Source organism: Sphingopyxis solisilvae (genome assembly GCF_015475875.1).
GTDB lineage: Bacteria > Pseudomonadota > Alphaproteobacteria > Sphingomonadales > Sphingomonadaceae > Sphingopyxis > Sphingopyxis solisilvae.
In genome coordinates this window covers 84086-98545 of record NZ_JADKYM010000012.1, presented here as the reverse complement: position 1 = coordinate 98545, position 14460 = coordinate 84086, and the positions used below count along the sequence as shown (strand labels likewise).

Below are 14460 nucleotides of genomic sequence, written 5' to 3'. Positions count from 1 at the left end.
AAACCCCCCCCCGCTGGGGGGGAGGGGGACCGCCGCCGCAGGCGGTGGTGGAGGGGGCTATCGGCCTGACGCGCCGCCAAAGGACGCCACCCCCCTCCGTCAGCGCTTCGCGCTGCCACCTCCCCGCAAGCGGGGAGGATCGTCTTGTTCCCTCCCCAAAACCGCCGCTCCCGCATCCACCCGCCCGCGACGCATTGACCCCGCGTTAACCAATGTCGGTCATAGCGTTGCGATCAGTTCGACGTGGGTGGCGCAATGAAATTCGAGTCCATCAATCCGGCAGCCCCGATGCTTGACCAGTCGGTGGCCAGCGACTGCGGCGAGCTCGCCGTCGGGTGCAGCGAAGCTGCGGGGCGCATCAAGCGCGCAACCGACCATATGGACCGGCAGGTCGAGGAGCTTGGGCGGCTGGAAGAATATGTCGTCAGTCTCGAATCCGACCAGCGCCAGATCGCCGATTCGACCGATGAAGCCAAAATTCTCTCGGCGCGCGCCTGCGAACAGCTCGACGCCGGTGCCGAACGCGTGAACGCCGCGGTTACCGAATTTCGCTCGGTTATCGACCTCGTCGCGCGGCTCGGCACCCATGTCACCAACTTCGCGGCGGTGATGGAACAGGTTCAGCAGGTCAGCCAGTCGATCGAAGCGATTGCCAAGACCACCAACATGCTTGCGCTCAATGCCGCGATCGAGGCCGAGCGCGCCGGCGACGCCGGGCGCACCTTTGCGGTCGTCGCCGCCGAGGTGAAAAAACTGGCGCAAAACACCCGCGGCGCCACCGACGAAATCCGTCGCAGCATTGGCAGCCTGGCCGCCGAAGCGGGCGGGCTGGTCGCCGAAATCCAGTCGGGCGTCGAGCAATCGAGCCGCGCCGAAGCACAGTTCGAAACGATCACCGACGCGCTGCACGACGCCACGCATCTCGTCGCGCTGCTCGACGACCAGAGCGATCGCATCGCGCAAAGCTCGGCGATGGTCCACGCCAATGGCGCCAAGGTGCGCGAGGCGGTCGACCGGGTCGTCGGATCGGTACGCGACAATCGCGCGACGCTGGAGGATACGCGCAGCTCGATCCTGTCGATGGAGCATGTGTCGAACCGGATGTTCAATGCCGTCATCTCGGCCGGGGTCAGCCCGCAGGATTCGGAGGTCGTCGAACTCGCCGCGCGCGTCCGCGACAAATTTGTCGCGATTGCCGAACGTGCGCTGGCCAATGGCGAGCTGACGATGGAGCAATTGTTCGACACCAATTATGTCCGCGTCCCGGGGTCGAACCCCGAACGCTTCCGCACCACGCTGTGCGACTGGGCCGACGCCAATTGGCGGCCGCTGTTCGACAAGGTCGTCGCCGAGCATCCCGAAGTGAAGATGTCGTCGGCGGGCGATATGAACGGCTTTTTGCCGACCCACATCACCGATTGCTCGCGTGCGCCGACCGGCGATGTCGCGCACGACACCGCCTATTGCCGCAACGGTCGCATCCTGCTCGACGATACCGACAAGGCGGCGAAGCGCAGCACCGCGCCCTTCTTCATGGCGGTCTATCGCCAGGAAGGCGACGGCACCAATTTCGTCACCGTCCGCAACGTCTATACGCCGGTGGTGATCAACGGTCGCCGCTGGGGCGATGTCGAGGTCGCCTACCAGCTCTGACGGACGCTGCCACTCAGCTCAGTTTTTGGGGACTTGGCGCCGCCGGTGGCTGTCCGCCATGCTGCGCGATGCGGTCCGGCCACCTGGCCCAGGCGGGCGCCTGATCGGTCCAGATGACGGTATCCGGCGCCAGCCCGTGCGGTTCGTCGATCGCACCCAGCCGCACCACCCGAAACTCGGGTCGCGCCGACGAATGGGCGAACAGCTGGGTACCGCATTCGCCGCAGAACCCCCAGCTCAGCTTGTTACCGCTGGCCGCGATGCGATCCTTCCAGGCCACCGCGCCCGAACAGGTGATCGCGTCGGTGGCAAAGATCGCGTTGACGGTCGCATGTCCGGCCGCGAGCTGCTGGCAATCGCGGCACCAGCACTGGCGGACCGCGACGGGTTCGGCGACGACCGTGATCCGGACGGCACCACAGGCACAGCCGCCGCTGTAGGACACGGCGGTCAGCTGCCCTGACGCCGCGCCATGAACGCCAGCTTCTCGAACAGCATCACATCCTGTTCGTTTTTCAGCAGCGCGCCGTGCAGCGGCGGGATCGCCTTGCCGACGTCGCGGTTCTGGAGCACTTCCAGCGGCATATCCTCGTTGAGGAGCAGCTTCAGCCAGTCGATCAACTCGCTCGTCGACGGCTTTTTCTTGAGCCCCGGAACCTCGCGCACTTCATAGAAGATGTCCATTGCCCGGCTGACAAGCGTCTTCTGGATGCCGGGGAAGTGGACCTCGACGATCGCCGCCATCGTGTCGCGGTCGGGGAATTTGATATAGTGGAAGAAACAGCGGCGCAGGAAGGCGTCGGGCAGTTCCTTTTCATTGTTCGAGGTGATGACGACGATCGGTCGTTCGCGCGCGGTGATCGTCTCGTCGGTCTCGTACACATGGAACGCCATGCGATCGAGTTCCTGGAGCAGGTCGTTCGGAAACTCGATGTCGGCCTTGTCGATCTCGTCGATCAGCAGGACGGGGAGCTTTGGCGAGGTGAACGCCTCCCACAATTTGCCCTTGCGGATGTAATTGCGGATGTCGTGGACGCGTTCCTCGCCCAGCTGGCCATCACGCAGCCGCGCCACCGCATCATATTCGTACAGCCCTTGCTGCGCCTTGGTCGTCGACTTGATGTTCCAGGTGATCAGCGGCGCGTCGAACGCTTTCGCGATTTCCTCGGCCAGCACGGTCTTGCCGGTGCCGGGCTCACCCTTCACCAGCAGCGGGCGGCGCAGCAGCGTCGCGGCGTTGACCGCGACCTTCAGGTCGTCGGTGGCGATATAGGCGCTGGTGCCATCAAAGCGCATCGGCTCATCTTTCCCTTAACGTGAACGTCAAGCAGGCATAGCGAGCGGAGGGGGAGGGTGCAAGCTTGTCTCCCCTCCCGCAAGCGGGAGGGGCAGCGAGACTTGCAAACTTGTTTGCTAGTCGCAGCGGGGTGGGCAGGGATAGGTCGGAAGCTCGCTCCGCTCGCACCCACCCAGCATCAGGTCGGATGTGCCCCCGGCACATCCTTGACCGGCCGGGGGCCGATCAACCTGATGCTCCCCCCCCGCCTGCGGGAGGGGAATTTATGAACTCGCCCGGCTCGCCGCGCGCGCCGCCATCAGATCCCACAGCCCGTTGTGCTGCGCGATCAGCTGCTGGGCGCCGAACATCATCGCGCGTTCGACCGCCGGCGTGTCCGCCACAGTCCCGGCCAGCCGCGCGGTATCGCGCAGGTCGGGCAAGGCGCAGGTGGGCGGGGTCATGTCGAGCCGCTGGGCGCTGATGTCGAGCAGGACGCGGATCGTCCGCCAGTCGAGCGTCAGCGCGATCGCGGCACCAACTGCGCAGCCGTGGCGGTCCGATTCGGACAGCATGTCGATCGCCTTGCGCTGCGCGGCGACCGCGGCCTCGCATTGCGCCTGGCCCTGCGTGCTCGGCACCGGGCCGACGGCGGAGGCGATCTTGGACAGAAAGGCGCGTTCCTGCGTGAACGCCGTCGCGGCTTCGTCCATCCATTGCCGCGATGCCGGGTCGACCGCTTTGCGCGCGGCATTGTCGATCACCCCGGGATAGCGGCCGTGGAGCAGGCACAGGAAATGGACGGCGTCGGCCAGGTTGCGCATCGCGTCCGGCCCGCTCGACAATGCGCCGGCGCGGACGTGCGGATGCGCGCCGGTGCCCTCGCTGGCGACCAGCGCATCGAGCATTTCGGCGGCGCCGCGCGGGTGCAGCTGGGGCTGGGTCGACTGGGTCAACGCTTGTTCCTCGCCTGGGGCCGGGCCGCAGGCGACCGGACCGGTGATTTCAACGGCCCGTCATAGAACAACGTCGTAAACGTCGCGTTTATGGGCGAGGCCGGAATTGTACCGGTGCCGTTTCACTTCGGCACAAGCTTAAAGTGTTTGGTCGCGGCATTTGATGGTGCCTTGCCCCTGCAGGAATCGCGGGATGTGCTAGGAGACAGATCCTACGCGGGGCGCCTGTACGACTGAGGCGGTCCGTCGAGCGATGCAACTTAACCAGGGAAGCCTGAGGGTTCCGGCCCCGCGCCACGGCATTAAACAGAAGACCGTCGCCAAATGAAAGCGGCGAACGGCGGTCAACGACCTTGCCGGCTGGCCCGAAGGACGCGCATTCTACGGTGCTGGGCATCTAGGAAGAGACGATCATCGTCGCTTTCCGTGCGCAAACGCTGAAGCCTCTCGATCACTGCCCTTAAGCCGACAAACCAACAATTCCCATTGCCTGCCCCAACCAGGGGGAGGGGATTTTGGACTCACAACATTGGAATCGCGACAAGCTTTACTCTTCTACCCGCTCCACCACCATCGCTGCCCCAACCCCCATCGCGCCGGTCAGCACGACCAGCCCGTGCCGTCCGCCGCACGCATCGAGCGCATCAAGCAGGGTCGAGGTCAGGATCGCGCCGCTGGCGCCCATCGGATGGCCTTTCGCCAGATGCCCGCCGCTGACATTGATCCGCGCCGGGTCGATATCGCGGTCGCGCAGGAATTTGGCGATAGTGACGGCAAAGGCCTCCATGAACTCGATCCGGTCCATGTCGCCGAGCGTTAGCCCGGCGCGCGCCAGCGCCTTGTCCATTGCCGCAAAACCCGCTGTGAGCGACGCGACCGGATCGCCGCCGCTTTCGGCAAAGGCGACCACGCGCGCGCGGGGAGGGGGACCGAGCCAGGCGCTGCCAATCAGCGCCAGCCCGGCGCCGTCGCAGATCGGCGGGGCGTGCGCGATGCCGTGGAGCGGCTCGAACGTCGCACCTTCCAGCGCTCCCGCATATTGCGCCTGCAAGTCGCCGAACGCGGCGGGCGCCGCGGCGAGCGACTCCGCGCTGGTTTGCGGTCGGATACATTCTTCGCCATCGAGAGCGCCGGTGGCAATCCGCGAGCGTTGCAGCGCGGCATCCCGATCGGTTTGCGCCGCGCGTTGCTGCGACGTCAGCGCCGCCGCGTCGAGTTCGGCGCGCGTGATGCCTTCGCTGGCCGCGAGCCGGTCAGCAGCGAGCACCGGGGGCACGAAACGCGCACGCTGTGGCAATTCCTCATTGCCATAAAAGGTAGCGCGATCGCTGAGGAAGGGCACCGCGCTCATCGATTCGACGCCGCCGGCCAAGATATGCGACGCCTGACCGCTCGCGATACGGGCGACCGCCTGACCGATCGCCGACAGCCCCGACGCGCAATAATTGTTGATCGTCTGCACCGCTATCGTGTCGGGCAGGTCGCTATGCAGCTTCGCCAGCATCGCCAGATGCCCGCCCTGCGCGCCGGTCTGCGTCACGCAGCCGAGGATCAAGGCGTCGGGGTGCGCGGCTGCAACACCGCAGCGCGCCGCCAGCGCTGCCGCCTGCTGGCGGACCAGTTCCTGCGGACTGAGCGCGGCAAGCCCTCCATCGGGCCGCGCCTTGCCGCGCGGGGTGCGCACGGCATCGTACAGATAAACGTCGGTCAAATCAGGTGCCGACGACGAAGCTGACCGCCGTCGTCGCGCTGCCGCCGACATTGAAGGTCGCAAAATTCTTCGCGCCCTCGACCTGATAGTCGCCCGCGTTTCCGGTGACTTGCCGCCAGCTGTCGAGCAGCATCCGCACCCCGGTGGCACCAACCGGATGCCCCAGACCGATCAGCCCGCCCGACGGATTGACCGGCAGCTTGCCGCCGAGCGCAATCGTGCCATCCTCGACCGCGCGCCAGCTCTCGCCGGGCGGGGTGATCCCGAAATGGTCGATCGCCATATATTCGGTGATCGAGAAACAGTCGTGAACCTCGACCCCGTCGCACGCATAGATGTCGGGCATGTCAGCGCGGCGCAGCGCGTCCATCATCGCCTTGCGGACGCTGGGGAAAACATAATCGCCGCCGCGGCTGTCCGCGACCTTGGTCGAATAGAGCAGGGGCGCGGTGGCATGGCCCCAGCCCTTGATGCGCGGGATGCTCTCGACTGGGATGCCGCGCCGTTTGGCATAGGCTTCAGCCACTTCGCGCGGCGCGAGAAAGATTGCCGCGGCACCGTCGGTGACCTGTCCGCAATCGGACTTGCGCAGACTGCCTTCGATCAGCGGATTGACCTCATCATTCTCGCCGAGGTGATCGTCGGTGATTGCCCACCCGCGCGTCTGCGAGTTGGGGTTCTTCTTGGCGTTGGCGAAATTGTTGGCCGAAATGCCGCGCAGATGCGCGCGGTCGAGCCCGAAGCGTTCCGCATATTCTTCGGCAACGCGCGCGAACATATATGGCCAGAGGTAACGTGCCTCCTGCGCCTCGCGTCCCGCCCAGGCGGCGGCGCCGAGATATTCGGCGGCGCGCTGGCCGGGGACGTTGCGCATCAACTCGATGCCCAGCACCAGCGCGAGGCCGTAACGCTCGGCCTCGATCTCGGCGGCGGCGGCGAGGATCGCGATGCTGCCCGACGCGCAGGCGGCCTCGTGCCGCGACGCGGGGATACCCGCGAGGTCGGGGTGGACATGGCCGAAGAAGCCGCCGAGCTGGCCTTGTCCCGCGAACAATTCGCCGACGAAATTGCCGACATGCGCGGTCTCGACCTCTTTGGGTTCGATGCCCGTTGCGGCAAAAGCGGCTTCGGTGACGTCGCGGAACAGTTCAAACAGCCCGCCGCCCTCGCGCTCCATGTTGCGCGCAAAATCGCTCTGCGCGCCGCCGAGGATGAAGACGTCCTTCGCCATGTCAGGCTTCCTTTTCGAGAGTGGCAAGCGCCATGTCGCGCACTTCGCTGCGCATCACCTTGTTGGTGACGTTGCGCGGTAACGCGTCGAAGCGGAACAGGCGTTCGGGCAGCTTGAACACCGCGAGATCCTTTTCGCGCAGATAGTCGGTCACGTCGGACAGGCTGACATCGTCGGCGCCGCGCGGGACATAGGCGAGCCCGATGCGCTCGCCCATCGTCGGATCGGGCAGCGAGAAGACGCAAGCTTCTGCCAACAACGGATGCCCGCCGAGCAGCTGGTCGATCTCCTCGGGCGAGATGTTCACGCCGCCGCGGATGATCAGATCCTTACAGCGCCCGACAAAGCGGTAGAAGTCCCCGCCCTCGGCGATCTCGAACAGATCGCCGGTGCGGAACCAGCCGTCGTCGGTGAAGGCTTCCGCAGTGCGGTCGGGGGCGTTATGATAACCTTCGAACAGCGATGGGCCGCGGATTTGCAACTCACCCGACACGCCGTCCACCTCGATCGGCTCACCGCCGCCCGGCGAGACAAGGCGGCTTTCGATGTTCGCGGCGCGGCCCTCGCCATAGGGCGGCGGATATTGGCCGCGGCGCGGGAACAGGCTGGCGCGCTTGTCGGGATCGGGCATATCGCCCTCGCCGGTGATGAAACTCATCCCCTCGTTCGACCCGAAGACGTTGACGATGATGATGCCGAGCTTTTCCTGAAAGCCGCGTACCATCGCAGGCGCGAGCGGTGCCGAGCCCGAAGCGATGACGCGCAGGCTGGAGAGGTCGACCGACGCCAGCAGCGCCTCATTCTGAAGCAGCATGTTGAGCACCGCGGGTGGCGCGATCGTCAGGCTGGGCCGCTCGATCGCGATCTGTTTGAGGTAAATCCCGGGGTCGAAGGGATGGTGCAGCACCATCGTCCCCGCGCTGGTCAGCCAGCACATGGTGATGCCGCCGATGCTCGCCATATTGATGAGCGGGAAGGGGTTGAGCAGCACGTCGCCGGGGCCGACTTTCATTGCCTCGTAACCCGCGGCGGCAACCGCGATCCAGTGATTGTGGCTGCGCGGCACGCCCTTGGGCACGCCCGTGGTGCCCGAGGTCCAGCAGATGGTGAAAATATCGTCGGCATCGATCGTGTTTGCCGCGACGTGGGCGGCGAGCGCGGCTTCGTCGCCGGCAGCGGTCGAAAGGTCGAGCGCATCGGCAGGGGCGTTGGGGCCGAAGGTCATCAGCGCGACGCCGTCTAGCAACGGCGCCGCGACGCCGATATGGTCGCAGCCTTTCACCTGCGTCGCACAGACGAAGGCCTTCGGCTCGACGACCCCGATCATGCCTTTCAGCTCGTGGCTGCGATATTGCACCGCCGCCGGGCTGACGATCGCGCCGATCTTGGCCGCGGCGAAATAGAGCGCGACAAATTCGCTGATGTTCGGCAGCTGGACGAGCAGCACGTCGTCCTTGCCGATCCCCGCGGTGACAAGCGCGCCCGCGAGCCGGTCGATCTCCGCCGCCAGCTCGGTGTAAGTCAGTCGCCGCGGCTCGCCGAAAGCGAAGTCGCTACGGTTCGGGGCATCGACCAGCGCGAGCCGTTCCGGATGCGCCGCCGCATTGGCCGCGAACAGGTCGGCAAAGGTCTGGTCGCCCCACCAGCCGCTTTCCCGATAGCGCCGCCGCTTGTCCTCTCCCGCGACGATCACGTCAGGCGGCCAAGACGCTGTTTGGACCCATGCCGATGTCGTCGCCACTTGCCCATACGCTGTGGGTTCCCGAGCAGATGCGTTCGGGCAGGATGATCCGGCACACCGGCCCCGCCGCGATATTCTTCGCGTCGATCAGCACGCATTCGGAGCGGTCGGTTTCGAGGTCGGCAATGAAGGAGACGAGATAGCCGTCGTCCTCGTCCTTCGCATCAATGCGCGGCGCGAACGGCGCTTCGCTGCCGAAGCGGCCGGGGCCGAACTCATATTCCTCGCTCGTGCGCGCATTGAGGTCGTGCTTGACCAGCCCGCGGAACAGGAACCAGCCCGGCTCGGGGATCGCGCTATAGGCATAGCGGTACGGCTTGCCCGCATAGCGATGGTTGAACATGCCGAACTCGAGGTCGCGCTCGTCGAGCCGCTCTTCCTTCGTCTCGCCAGTCTTGAGGTTAAAGCGCCAGCGGTGGAGGCGCGGCTTGAGCAGCCCCTGGTCGAGATAGGCCATCATCCGTTCCAGCCCCTCGGGCGCGTTCGGATAGGATTTCGGCATCGGCTCTTCCTGATAATAGCCGTCGAGGATGATCTCGTCGCCTTCCTCCCATGCGTTCAGCCAGTGAAGCGTGTAGGTCGGCTCGGCCTCGAACCAGCGGATGTCTTCGGGCTGGCCGTGCCGCGGGATGATCGCAAAGCGCGTCTTTTGGTCGGGGTGGAACTGCACGACATGCAGCCGCTTTTCGAGCAGCTCTTCGTTCCAATAGAGCGGCATGTCGTTGAGGATCGTGTAGTTTTCGGTGAATGCCATGTCGTGCGGCAACCGCGGACCGGGCAGCGGCACCGGAATATAATGCTTCAGCCTGTTGTCCGGCCCCACGACGCCATAGTGCATATAGGGCGCGTGCTTCGAATAGTTGAAGAACATCAGCTCGCCGGTCGCAAGATCGACCTTGCAGTGCGCCGAAATGCCGTCGAGCGGCACCCAGCTTTCGGTGCCGAACTGTTCGAGCGTGAAGGGGTCGAGCCGGTATGCTTCGCCGCACTGGTAGAAGGTCGAGATGATCTTGCCCGCGTGGATCGCGACATCGGTCGAGCTGCTGTCCTTAAGCCACTCCTGCGCGCCCCAGCCGTGGCGCGTGGACTTGTGCGGCGGTTCCATCAGCCCCGCCCACAGCGAGCGGCCCGCTTCCTTCTCGGCCTGAAAGCCTTTGGTGCGCACGAAGCGGCTGCGATAGCTGGCACGACCGTCCTTGAACGAAATCGCATGGATGAAGCCGTCGCCGTCGAAGGGGTGGTAGCGCCCGATCGGCTCGTGAATCTGGTTCTCGCCGGTGCGTACATAGACGCCGTCGATGTCGGTCGGGATGTTGCCGATCACCTCGGCATCGCCATTGGCAAAGATCGCGTTCCATTCGTTGTACGTCGGCCGCCACGCGCCCCGCATATAGGGGTGATCGTTCGGCTGGATCGTGGATTCGATCGTCTCGACAAGCTGGGCGGTCATGCGAGGGCTCCTTCGGCGGGGGTAAAGCGCGGCCTTGCGGCGGCGGCATCATATTCGGAAACGAGGCGATCGATGATGGCCGCGATGGGTTCTATGCCGCGCACCGCGCCGACGCCTTGTCCGGCGGACCAGACATTTTTCCATGCTTTCGCGTCGTCCTGCGCGTCGGAGAAGTTCGGCCGCTTGTCCTCGGGCATGTTCGCGGGGTCGTATCCGGCGGCGATCAGGCTGGGTTTCAGCCAGTTGGCCGTCACGCCGGTAATCCCTTTAGATGGTACGATATCTTCGGCGCCTGCGCCGACAATCATGTCCTTATACCCCGGCACAGCCATGCTTTCGGCGCATGCGATCAATGAGGTGCCGAGATAAGCGAGGTCGGCGCCAAGTATTTCCGCAGCGCGTACCGCATGGCCGGTCGAAATCGCGCCGCCGAGCACCAGCGGCCCGTCCCAGAATTGCCGCACCTCCTCGACGAACGCGAAGCCTGCGGTCGCGCCGGTGTGGCCGCCGGCACCCGCCGCAACGAGCACGAGGCCGTCGACTCCCGCCGCCGCCGCCTTACGCGCGAAACCGACCGAATTGACGTCGGCAAACACCAGCCCGCCATAGCTGTGGATTTCCTCGACCACCCGCGCCGGGCTGCCAAGCGCGGTGATCACCAGCGGCACCTTGTGCCGCACGACGCAGGCCAAGTCTTCGGGCAAGCGGCTGTTCGATGGATGGACGACGAGGTTGACCGCCCAGGCGGCCGCATCAGGATCGTTCGACAGTGCCGCATCGATCCGACTCACCCAATCCTCCAGATCGGCCGACGTCCGCGCATTGGGGGCGGGAAAGCTGCCGATCATTCCCGCGCGCGATGCCGCAATCACCATCTCCGGTCCCGAAACAAGGAACATCGGCGCCGCGATCGCGGGCAAGCGCAGATTGCGCGTCAGCGCGGGGGGAAGGCCGTTTCGCGGCACCGAATATCCTCTCAAATTATCTCACTTGCATAACGATACTTAAAGCCGTTATGACTCGCAAGGCAAGAAAAACATCGCGGGCGGTGGTCGCCAAGACGATGATGCGAGGGAGGACGCTGATGAAAAGAAATTATGTCGCGCTGCTGGCTGCGACCGCGCTGGCCAGCCCGGGTATCGCTTTCGCACAGGACGCTGCGCCCGCCGCGCAGCAAGGCGGCCTTGAGGAAATCATCGTCACCGCGCAGAAACGCGCCGAAGGCCTGTCCGACGTCCCCATCTCGATCTCGGCGATCAGTGGCAAGCAGGTCGAAAACTACGGCCAGACCAACCTCGAACAGATTTCGTCGTCGGTCCCGAATTTGAAGATCACCCAGACCGCGATCGCCAACCGCATCGCGATCCGCGGCATCGCGTCGGGCGACAACAAGGGGTTTGAGCAGTCGGTCGCGATGTTCGTCGACGGCGTCTATTACGGCCGCGACCAGCTGTCGCGCCTGCCGCTGGTCGACATGGAGCGCGTCGAGGTGCTGCGCGGGCCGCAGCCAACCTTGTTCGGCAAAAATGCGATTGCGGGGGCGGTCAACATCACGACGCGCAGCCCGACCGACGAGTTCGAAGGCTCCATCAGCGGCCTGTACGAATTCAACCACAAGGAATTCCAGCTCACGGGCGTCCTGTCGGGGCCGCTGAGCGAGGGGATCGAGGCGCGCGTTGTCGGTTATCATCGTTCGATGGACGGCTATTTTTACAACCAGAAGCTCGACCGCGACGAACCGAACGTCGATGAATATTATTTCCGCGGCAAGCTGGAGTTCGACAAGGGCGGTCCGCTCGCCGCCGAACTGAAACTGGAATATGCCGATTTCCGGATGAAGGGACAGCCGCGCGACGTGTTTGGCGCGGTCGGCAATTACAATGCGGTGTTCCAGGGGCCGTTTTTCGTCAGCACCAACCCCGACTTTGTCCGCGAGGACAACGGGTATGAAAGCAAGAACAAGGTGTTCGGTGCGACGCTCAACGCCGATCTGGACATCGGCGAACATACGCTGACCTCGGTCACATCGCTGCTTGATTACAAGACGCGCGAAATCGTCGATGTCGATTTTTCGGGGATCAGCTTTCTCGACGGTACCAATTTGCAGGAGGATTACCGCCAGTTCTCGCAAGAACTGAGGCTGGCATCCCCCGGCGGCGAGGCGTTCAATTATATCGCGGGCATATATTACCAGAACGCCAAGCTGGATGTCGATGACCAGGTGCTTTTCAACCCGACCTTTCTGGGGCTCGGGGCGCCGTTCAATGCGCTTGGCGATACCCGCAACGACCGCGTCTATAGCCAGAAATCCGACCTGATTTCGGTTTTTGCGCAAGGCGAGCTGTCGCTCACTGACCAGTTGCGCCTGACCGCCGGTGCGCGCTTCAATCACGAGAAAAAGAGCGGCAGCCGCGATCTGCGCGTCGTGCAGGGGCCGCTCAGCGTCGCACCTCCTGCCGTTGTCGCGGCGGTTTTCCGTGCCCTCAATATCGAGGCGCACAGCATTTCGGGCAAGCTGAGCGAAGACAGCTTCAACCCGATGGTTAACGTCCAGTTCGACGCGACCGACGATCTCATGCTCTACGCGTCTTTCGCACGCGGAACCAAGGCGGGGGGCTTCGACATCCGTTCGAACTCGCTGCCCGGATCGACGACGGTGGCGCGGCCGGGCGCGTTCATGTTCGAAGACGAGAGCGCCGACAACTACGAAGCCGGGCTGAAGTTCAAGAGCCGTAATGTCGCGTTCAACCTGTCGCTATATCGAACCACGTACAAGGATTTGCAGGTCAACATCTTTGACGGCACGCTGAACTTCAACGTCCGCAACGCGGCAGGGGCACGAACGCAGGGTGTCGAAGCCGATTTCCGTGCCGCTGTCGCCGATGGCCTGACCATCAGTGGCGCGATCGCCTATCTCGACTTCAAATTCACCAACTTCACTTCGGGCCAATGCTATTATCTGCAAACACCGGGACCAGGGGGCTTTTGCGACTACACCGGATTGCGCAACGCGCTGTCGCCGAAATGGTCGGGCAATCTTAATCTCGACTATACGACCCCGATCAGCGGCGACATGAAGGTGGCCTTCAACATCAATGCAGACTTCTCCTCGTCCTATATTGCAGCGGCGAATCTTGATCCGCGGACGCATCAGGACGGTTATGTGAAGCTGGGCGCAAGACTGGCGCTGGCACAGGTTGACAATCGTTGGGAGGTCGCGCTGATCGGGCGCAACCTGACCAACCAGCGTATCCTGCAAACTGCCAGCGCCATGCCGCTGGCGACGACGATCACCGCCGGAGCCGGCAATGCCTATAACGGTATCGTCGACCGCCCGCGGACGATTGCGGTGCAATTGACCGGGCGCTTTTAAACCGGGGGGAGGGCGGTGTACCGCCCTCCTGCCAGCCTTGTCGGGGTCGCGGCCGTGGTTTAGGGGCGGCACGGACTGCAGGATGGCTTGAGTTTGAAACACGACCGCACCATCAGAGCCTGTTCGATCTGGCGCGCGCTCGACGTCGTCGGCGACGTGCCGGTGCTGCTGTTGATGGAACAGGCGCTGCTGGGCATTCACAGCTTCGACGAATTTGTCGCGCGCACCGGCCTCGCGCGCTCGGTGGTCAACGGGCGCCTCAAGAAACTGGTCGAGGAAGATTGCCTCGCGAAAGTACCCCGCAAGGGTGGCCGCGGCTTTCACTATATGCTCACCCAAAAGGGGCGGGACCAGTTTCCCAACGGCCTGATGATGCTGCGTTGGCAGCATAAGTGGGAGGCCGATGGCCGCGATTTCCAGGTGCGCCTGCACCACGCCACCTGCGGCCATGCGACCGAACCGGTTCCCACCTGTGGTCATTGCCACGCGGAGGTCGACCCGCGGGACGTCGACTGGCGCGAGGGGCCGGGACTGGCGCAGGTCGTGCCGCATTATGAACGCCGCCGTTTCAACGGCGAGATCGGCGCGCGGCGGCCCGGCGGGCGACCGCTGGTCGACACGATGATCGAATTGTTCGGTGATCGCTGGGCGACGCTGGTCGTGCGTGCGATGTTTACGCGGATCAATCGTTTCGACGAGATCCAGCGCGATACGCTGATGGCGACGAACATATTGACGGGGCGCCTGGAGCGCCTGATCCGACAGGGAATCATCCGGGCGGTTCCCTATTCCGACCGCGGTGACCGCTTCGAATATCGGCTGACCGCCAAGGGGCGCGACCTTTATCCGGTGCTGCTCGCCTTGCTGCAATGGGGCGACCGCTGGTTTTCCGACGAACGCGGGCCGCCCGTCCTGCTGACGCATCGGCCTTGCGGGCATGACCTGACGATGGTCGTCGCGTGCAGCCATTGCGGTGACGAACTTCGGCTCGAAGACAGCCGTTTCATCATCGACAACGCCGGTACGCCGCCCGCGAAATAATCCTGCGCCGCCCACTGGCGCGCGCGGG

At 64.4% G+C, this 14460-nt stretch carries 11 protein-coding genes and 1 pseudogene; 4 read left to right on the top strand and 8 right to left on the bottom strand.

Annotated features, from left to right (window positions below; translation table 11 throughout):
• Positions 1–255: 255 nt before the first annotated feature.
• On the top strand, positions 256–1653 hold the full coding sequence (locus IR187_RS10545; protein ID WP_194954565.1) for a methyl-accepting chemotaxis protein: 1398 nt from the start codon (positions 256–258) through the stop codon (positions 1651–1653).
• 13 nt (positions 1654–1666) lie between these two features.
• Here the strand turns inward: IR187_RS10545 and IR187_RS10540 are convergent, their stop codons facing one another.
• From IR187_RS10540 to IR187_RS10530, 3 genes are all read right to left on the bottom strand, one after another.
• A complete protein-coding gene (locus IR187_RS10540; RefSeq protein WP_194954564.1) occupies positions 1667–2098 on the bottom strand; it encodes a GFA family protein in 432 nt (143 codons plus the stop codon).
• Between the two features lie 5 nt (positions 2099–2103).
• A complete protein-coding gene (locus IR187_RS10535; RefSeq protein ID WP_194954563.1) occupies positions 2104–2949 on the bottom strand; it encodes an AAA family ATPase in 846 nt (281 codons plus the stop codon).
• Between the two features lie 264 nt (positions 2950–3213).
• On the bottom strand, positions 3214–3885 hold the full coding sequence (locus IR187_RS10530; RefSeq protein WP_194954562.1) for a DUF6975 family protein: 672 nt from the start codon (positions 3883–3885) through the stop codon (positions 3214–3216).
• A 253-nt stretch (positions 3886–4138) separates the two neighbouring features.
• On the opposite strand from IR187_RS10530, the pseudogene IR187_RS16810 reads away from it, so the two are divergent.
• Positions 4139–4283 (top strand): annotated as a pseudogene (locus IR187_RS16810) (IS481 family transposase); the annotation flags it as partial.
• 149 nt (positions 4284–4432) lie between these two features.
• Here the strand turns inward: IR187_RS16810 and IR187_RS10525 are convergent.
• Genes IR187_RS10525 through IR187_RS10505 form a run of 5 tightly spaced genes read right to left on the bottom strand, consistent with a single transcriptional unit; the run spans position 4433 to position 10983 of the window.
• Positions 4433–5596, bottom strand: coding sequence for an acetyl-CoA C-acyltransferase (locus IR187_RS10525; protein WP_194954561.1), 1164 nt, complete (start codon positions 5594–5596; stop codon positions 4433–4435).
• Between the two features lies 1 nt (position 5597).
• Positions 5598–6827 (bottom strand): acetyl-CoA acetyltransferase, encoded by a 1230-nt coding sequence (locus IR187_RS10520; RefSeq protein WP_194954560.1) that lies wholly within the window; start codon positions 6825–6827, stop codon positions 5598–5600.
• A gap of 1 nt (position 6828) precedes the next feature.
• A complete protein-coding gene (locus IR187_RS10515; protein WP_194954559.1) occupies positions 6829–8520 on the bottom strand; it encodes a class I adenylate-forming enzyme family protein in 1692 nt (563 codons plus the stop codon).
• A gap of 1 nt (position 8521) precedes the next feature.
• Positions 8522–10018 carry a carotenoid oxygenase family protein gene (locus IR187_RS10510; RefSeq protein WP_194954558.1) on the bottom strand — a complete coding sequence of 499 codons (1497 nt, stop codon included), beginning with the start codon at positions 10016–10018 and terminating at the stop codon, positions 8522–8524.
• Positions 10015–10983, bottom strand: coding sequence for an NAD(P)H-dependent flavin oxidoreductase (locus IR187_RS10505; protein WP_194954557.1), 969 nt, complete (start codon positions 10981–10983; stop codon positions 10015–10017). The genes IR187_RS10510 and IR187_RS10505 overlap by 4 nt, the downstream gene beginning before the upstream one ends.
• Before the next feature lie 119 nt (positions 10984–11102).
• Here IR187_RS10505 and IR187_RS10500 point away from each other — a divergent pair, with 119 nt between their 5' ends.
• Positions 11103–13391: a TonB-dependent receptor gene (locus tag IR187_RS10500; RefSeq protein ID WP_228765766.1), complete on the top strand. Its 2289-nt coding sequence runs from the start codon at positions 11103–11105 to the stop codon at positions 13389–13391.
• A gap of 87 nt (positions 13392–13478) precedes the next feature.
• A complete protein-coding gene (locus IR187_RS10495; RefSeq protein WP_228765764.1) occupies positions 13479–14432 on the top strand; it encodes a winged helix-turn-helix transcriptional regulator in 954 nt (317 codons plus the stop codon).
• The last annotated feature ends 28 nt before the right edge of the window (positions 14433–14460 follow it).

Excerpts from the sequence above, each read along its gene's own strand:
- IR187_RS10545 (WP_194954565.1), top strand. The coding sequence starts at position 256 with ATGAAATTCGAGTCCATCAATCCGGCAGCCCCGATGCTTGACCAGTCG.
- IR187_RS10535 (WP_194954563.1), bottom strand. The coding sequence starts at position 2,949 with ATGCGCTTTGATGGCACCAGCGCCTATATCGCCACCGACGACCTGAAG.
- IR187_RS10520 (WP_194954560.1), bottom strand. The coding sequence starts at position 6,827 with ATGGCGAAGGACGTCTTCATCCTCGGCGGCGCGCAGAGCGATTTTGCG.
- IR187_RS10510 (WP_194954558.1), bottom strand. The coding sequence starts at position 10,018 with ATGACCGCCCAGCTTGTCGAGACGATCGAATCCACGATCCAGCCGAAC.
- IR187_RS10500 (WP_228765766.1), top strand. The coding sequence starts at position 11,103 with ATGAAAAGAAATTATGTCGCGCTGCTGGCTGCGACCGCGCTGGCCAGC.